At 36.9% G+C, this 4983-nt stretch carries 3 protein-coding genes and 1 pseudogene; 2 read left to right on the top strand and 2 right to left on the bottom strand.

What is annotated here, in order from left to right; genetic code table 11:
- Nucleotides 1-1188: pseudogene (locus WFK35_RS20565) on the bottom strand (TonB-dependent receptor); the annotation flags it as partial.
- A 282-nt stretch (nucleotides 1189-1470) separates the two neighbouring features.
- Nucleotides 1471-2460, bottom strand: coding sequence for an aldo/keto reductase (locus WFK35_RS20560; RefSeq protein ID WP_336734333.1), 990 nt, complete (start codon nucleotides 2458-2460; stop codon nucleotides 1471-1473).
- A 141-nt stretch (nucleotides 2461-2601) separates the two neighbouring features.
- Here WFK35_RS20560 and WFK35_RS20555 point away from each other — a divergent pair, with 141 nt between their 5' ends.
- Together WFK35_RS20555 and WFK35_RS20550 are read left to right on the top strand one after the other, a co-directional pair.
- On the top strand, nucleotides 2602-3879 hold the full coding sequence (locus WFK35_RS20555) for an NAD(P)/FAD-dependent oxidoreductase (RefSeq protein WP_336734331.1): 1278 nt from the start codon (nucleotides 2602-2604) through the stop codon (nucleotides 3877-3879).
- Between the two features lie 67 nt (nucleotides 3880-3946).
- On the top strand, nucleotides 3947-4983 hold a 1037-nt coding region (locus tag WFK35_RS20550), incomplete at its 3' end, for a chloride channel protein (RefSeq protein ID WP_336734329.1).

Raw genomic sequence — 4983 nt, 5'->3', positions numbered from 1 at the left:
CGTATTCTTCTGAATAAAATCCATGCTCGAAAAACGGAAGTTTGCACCGTCTCTTTCAAGGTTTAAAGCCTGTGAAAATACCGTATTGTTTTTAATGGATAAAGTATGTTTATCGTTAATTTTCCAGTCCAGTTTATTGAAAAGTTTTCCGCTTTCAGAAAAATTATTGTAATTATTGAAACTTCCGGCATCAAAGCCATATTTGTTTTTAACAAAAGCTGCAATTTGCTGAGCCACATCATTACTTACCAGAGCTCCTTGATCTCCTGCGTTATAGAAAACAGGATCTGTTCTTTTTGTATATTCTATATTACTGAATAAGAAAAGTTTATCTTTCACAACCGGTAATCCTACTCTGCCTCCGTAAATAAAATCTTCGAAAGAACTTGGCATTTTAGAATTGTCTCCCACTCTGTTATTTCCTGTAATAGCTGCATTTCTTCCGTACATGTACAAAGAGCCTTCCACATTATTGCTTCCGCTTCTGGTAACCGCATTAATACTTCCGCCCAGAAAATTTCCTAATTTTACATCGTAAGGAGCGATGTAAACCTGCACATCCTGAATAGCATCCAAACTGATGGAATTCGAACGCGTGCTGCTTCCCGGCATTCCCGAAGTTCCTGTTTGTCCGCCTAAAGAAGGGCTGAATCCGATCGCATCGTTATTAATAGAACCGTCAATTGTTACGTTGTTGTAGCGGAAATTTGTTCCATTGAAGGAGTTATTGGCACTTTGGGGAATCAGCTTCGTAACATCCTGAATTCCTCTGTTGATATTTGGAAGTCCAGAGATCTGTGCCTGACTGATTCCGACACCGAATTTTGCAGCTGTTGCTCTTTTGGAAGTCAGTTTTACTTCATCGATAATCTTTTCTATGCTTCCCACTTCTACCACCGGAAGATCATTGTTTCCTAAAGAAAGCTGTACATTGCTGTTGGAATAAACCACATTTGCGCCATCCATTACCTCAATGGTATAAGGTCCTCCGGGTTGAAGATTGTCCAGACTGAACTGTCCGTTTTTGTTACTTTTTGTTTCGAAACTGCTGTTAGTCGGTACATGGATTACTTTGATGGTCATTTCGGAAGTTGTTCCTTTTAATCTTCCGAAAATTTTTGAACTGGTTTCCTGCGAAAAGACTAAACTAAAAGAGAGTAAAGCTACAGCACAGATAAGTTTTTTCATTTTTTATACTTTCAAAATTCTACCGCAAAATTATCCCGAAGTAGACTCCTTGTGCGTTAACATACAGATAACATTACATGACAAAATGCTTAATAATTTCTTAAAAAAAAATTAAAAAGATTTATTTGGATAGATCATTTTAATTTTAATAAATCTTAATTTTTAGTTAAAACACATCTGTTTATGGATGTTTTAAGCTTTAATCTTTATTTAAGTTTTTATTAATTTTAAATTTTTATCTAAAAAAAAAGCCTCTCAGTCGAGAGGCAGCAGGAGTTTATTTTAATGAGGAACCTGAGCTTTTTCATAGATCAGTGCTTCGGATTTCAGCTCTTTCCAGAAATCTGCCGGAATCTTTTCATTCAAAGCCTTTACATTGTCTTCCACCTGTTCCGGCTTGCTTGCTCCGGGAATAATAGAGGCAAATTCATCGGCGGCCAAAACAAACTGCATTGCGGCGTGTGTAATGGTTGTGTTGTATCTTTTCGCTATTTCATCAATTTTTTCACGTTTTTCTTTCATTCCTTTCGGGATTACATCCTTATAGTTGTAACGATCTCGTCCATTGATAAAACCTGAATTATAACCTGCGCCGGAAACCAGCTTCACTCCTGCTTTCCTTACCGCAGGAAGCAGTCTGTCGACTGCATCTTCATGTTCCAGAATAGAATATTGCGTTGCAGAAAGACAAATATCCGGATCTGCGGAATCCAGACAATCCAGAATCGGCTCAATTTTATTAACGCCCATTCCCCATGCTTTAACGACACCTTGATCTCTCAGTTCCGATAAAACTTTAAAAGCGCCTTCTCTTGCCTGCTTTAAAAAATAGGGATAACGGTCTCCCACCTGATCTTCCGACAAATCATGTACATAAACAATATCAATATGGCTCAATCGTGTTCTTTCAAGACTTTCTTCAATAGACCTTTTTATCGCATCTGCTGTGTAATTGTGTTCAAAATCATAATTTAAAGGCGCTTTCCACATGGTTGGCGGAACTTCATCTTCCGGAACTTCCACAAATAAACGTCCTACTTTCGTGGATAATACAAACTCTTCCCTATTCTGCCCGTGGAGAAAATTTCCGAATCGTCTTTCACTTTTTGTTAATCCGTACCACGGTGAAGTATCGTAATATCGTATGCCGAGATCCCACGCTTTTTGAAGAACTTCGTAGGATTCACCGTCTGTTAATTTGTCAAAAGCTGTTCCGATGGCTACTCCGCCTAATCCGAGCCTGTGTTTTTCCTTTAAAACATCTGTTTTCATATTGTTGTAAAATTTGGTTGTTCTAAAGGATACAAACATCGTGCTGATAATTTAATCATAAATCTTTATGTATAAATACCACACACCTTGCATTTGGCTTTATTATTGAATAAAATAGGTTACCATTTCAATCACATACATATGAAAAAGCACATCGTAATCGTAGGAGGAGGTTTTGCAGGAATTAATCTTATAAAATCTTTGGTTAATGATAAAAGATTCAGAATTACTTTAGTGGATAAAAACAATTATCACTTCTTTCCGCCATTGATTTATCAGGTTGCTACATCATTTATTGAGGCTTCGAATATCAGCTATCCTTTCAGGAAATTACTTTCAAATTATAAAAATGTAAATTTCCATATGGGAAGTCTTGTAAACGTGGATCATGAAAATAATATTCTTGAAACCGATACAGGAAATCTGCATTATGATTATCTAGTTCTTGCTTTGGGAACGGAATCCAATTTCTTCGGAATGGAAAATGTAAAGAAATGTTCTATTCCTATGAAAACCATAGATGAAGCACTTTACTTAAGAAATTATATGCTTTTAACCCTCGAAGAAGCTGCGAGAAATAAAAACATCAAAGAAGCACAGAAACTTCAGAATATTGTGATTGCAGGAGGCGGACCTACCGGAGTGGAACTTGCGGGAATGATTGCGGAAATGGGAAGCTATATCGCTGAAAAAGAATATCCTGAAATTAAACTCAGCCTTTCCAACATTTATTTAATTGATGCACTTCCGACTTTACTTTCTCCGATGAGCAAGATGGCTCAGGAAGCTGCCCACGATCAGCTTAAAAAGTTAGGGGTAAAAATTATTTTAAATACAGCCGTAAAAGATTATGTGGATGGAAAAGTAATTTTAGGAGACGGGAAAACCATTGAAACAGAAACACTAATCTGGACTTCAGGTGTTATCGGTCGTGAAGTTCCCGGAATTCCGGCAGAGAGTTTAGGTAAAGGAAGAAGAATATTAGCAGATGCTTATAATAAAGTTCAGGGAATGAAAAACATCTATGCATTAGGCGATATTGCATTGCAGTTCTCCGATGAAAATTTCCCGAAAGGACATCCGCAACTGGCTCAGGTTGCGATTCAGCATGCCAGAAATTTAGGCAAAAATTTAAAAAGAATTGAAGAGGAAAAAGTACTCACTCCTTTCAAATATAATGATAAAGGAAGTATGGCAATTATTTCGAAATTTAATGCAGTGGTAGATCTTCCCAAGTTTTCTTACAAAGGATTTATGGCGTGGTTAACGTGGCTTTTTATTCATATTATTCCATTGATAAGCTTTGGAAGCAGGGTGCGTCTGGCTTTCAACTGGTTGAGATTATTTATTACCAACAATCCTTCCATCCGTCTTATTTTAAGACCTAAAAAGGAAAATGCGTTTCACACAGAATTTTAAATTTCATGATTTATTTCATAACTTTACGGAACTGTAACAATTCGGTTACGGTCTAAAATTCCCAAAAGTGAATATTCATAACAGGAAAAAGTTTCTGAGCTTTCTGAAGTTCAAGAGAGACTTTCAGAAGTATGGACTTGAAAAAGCGCGCAGCTACGAACTCATTTTACATTGGCTAAACAACAGACTCAGCAGAAATCAGTTTTTGGTGTTGTCCGGAATTATTGTCGGATGTTCGGCAGGTTTGGCAGGAGTAATTCTAAAAACTCTTGTTCATAACATTCACCATTTTATTACCACAAAAGTTCATTTTGAATATCAGATTCTGTTCTATATTATTTTTCCGTTTTTGGGAATTGTTTTAACAACGAGCATCGTTTTAACGATATTTAAAGGACAGGACAGAAAAGGGATCGGAGCAATTTTATATGAAATTGCACAGAATTCAAGCATTCTTTCTTCCGTTAAAATGTATTCGCAGATTGTACAAAGTGCTATAACAGTAGGCTTCGGTGGTTCTGCAGGTCTTGAAAGTCCGATTGCAGTAACCGGAGCAGCCATAGGTTCCAATTTTGCGCAGACCTATCGTCTCAGCTACAAAGAAAGAACCCTTTTACTTGCTGCAGGAGCCACTGCCGGAATCGCTTCCGCTTTTAATGCACCGATTGCAGGAATTATGTTTGCTTTTGAAATTCTTTTAACGGGAGTTGTGTTTACAGACTTTATTCCTTTGGTTGTAGCAGCGGTTTGTGGAAGTTTACTGTCGAGAATTCTGCTTCAGGAAGATGTCCTTTTCAGGTTTTATACAAGAGAAGCTTTTAATTATAGAAATGTACCGTATTATCTTATTTTAGGAATTGTTACAGGTCTATACGCAAGATATTTTGTGGTGATTTCCCAAAAAGTTGAACATTTTATCAAAGGCTTAAAAATGTCCAGACTCCGAAAGGCAATGTTTGGCGGAGCTGTTTTGTCTTTGCTTTGTGTGCTTTTTCCGCCATTATTCGGAGAAGGTTATGATACGGTAAAAGCTTTTACCAACGGAAATACCCACAATATTATTCAGAACAGTTTTTTCAGATATTTTGAAATCAAAGATTATAC

Source organism: Chryseobacterium sp. VD8 (assembly GCF_037149975.1).
In the GTDB taxonomy this organism is placed as follows: Bacteria; Bacteroidota; Bacteroidia; order Flavobacteriales; family Weeksellaceae; genus Chryseobacterium; species Chryseobacterium indicum.
The sequence above is the reverse complement of the archived record's forward strand: the minus strand, read 5'-3'. Positions and strand labels throughout refer to the sequence as shown.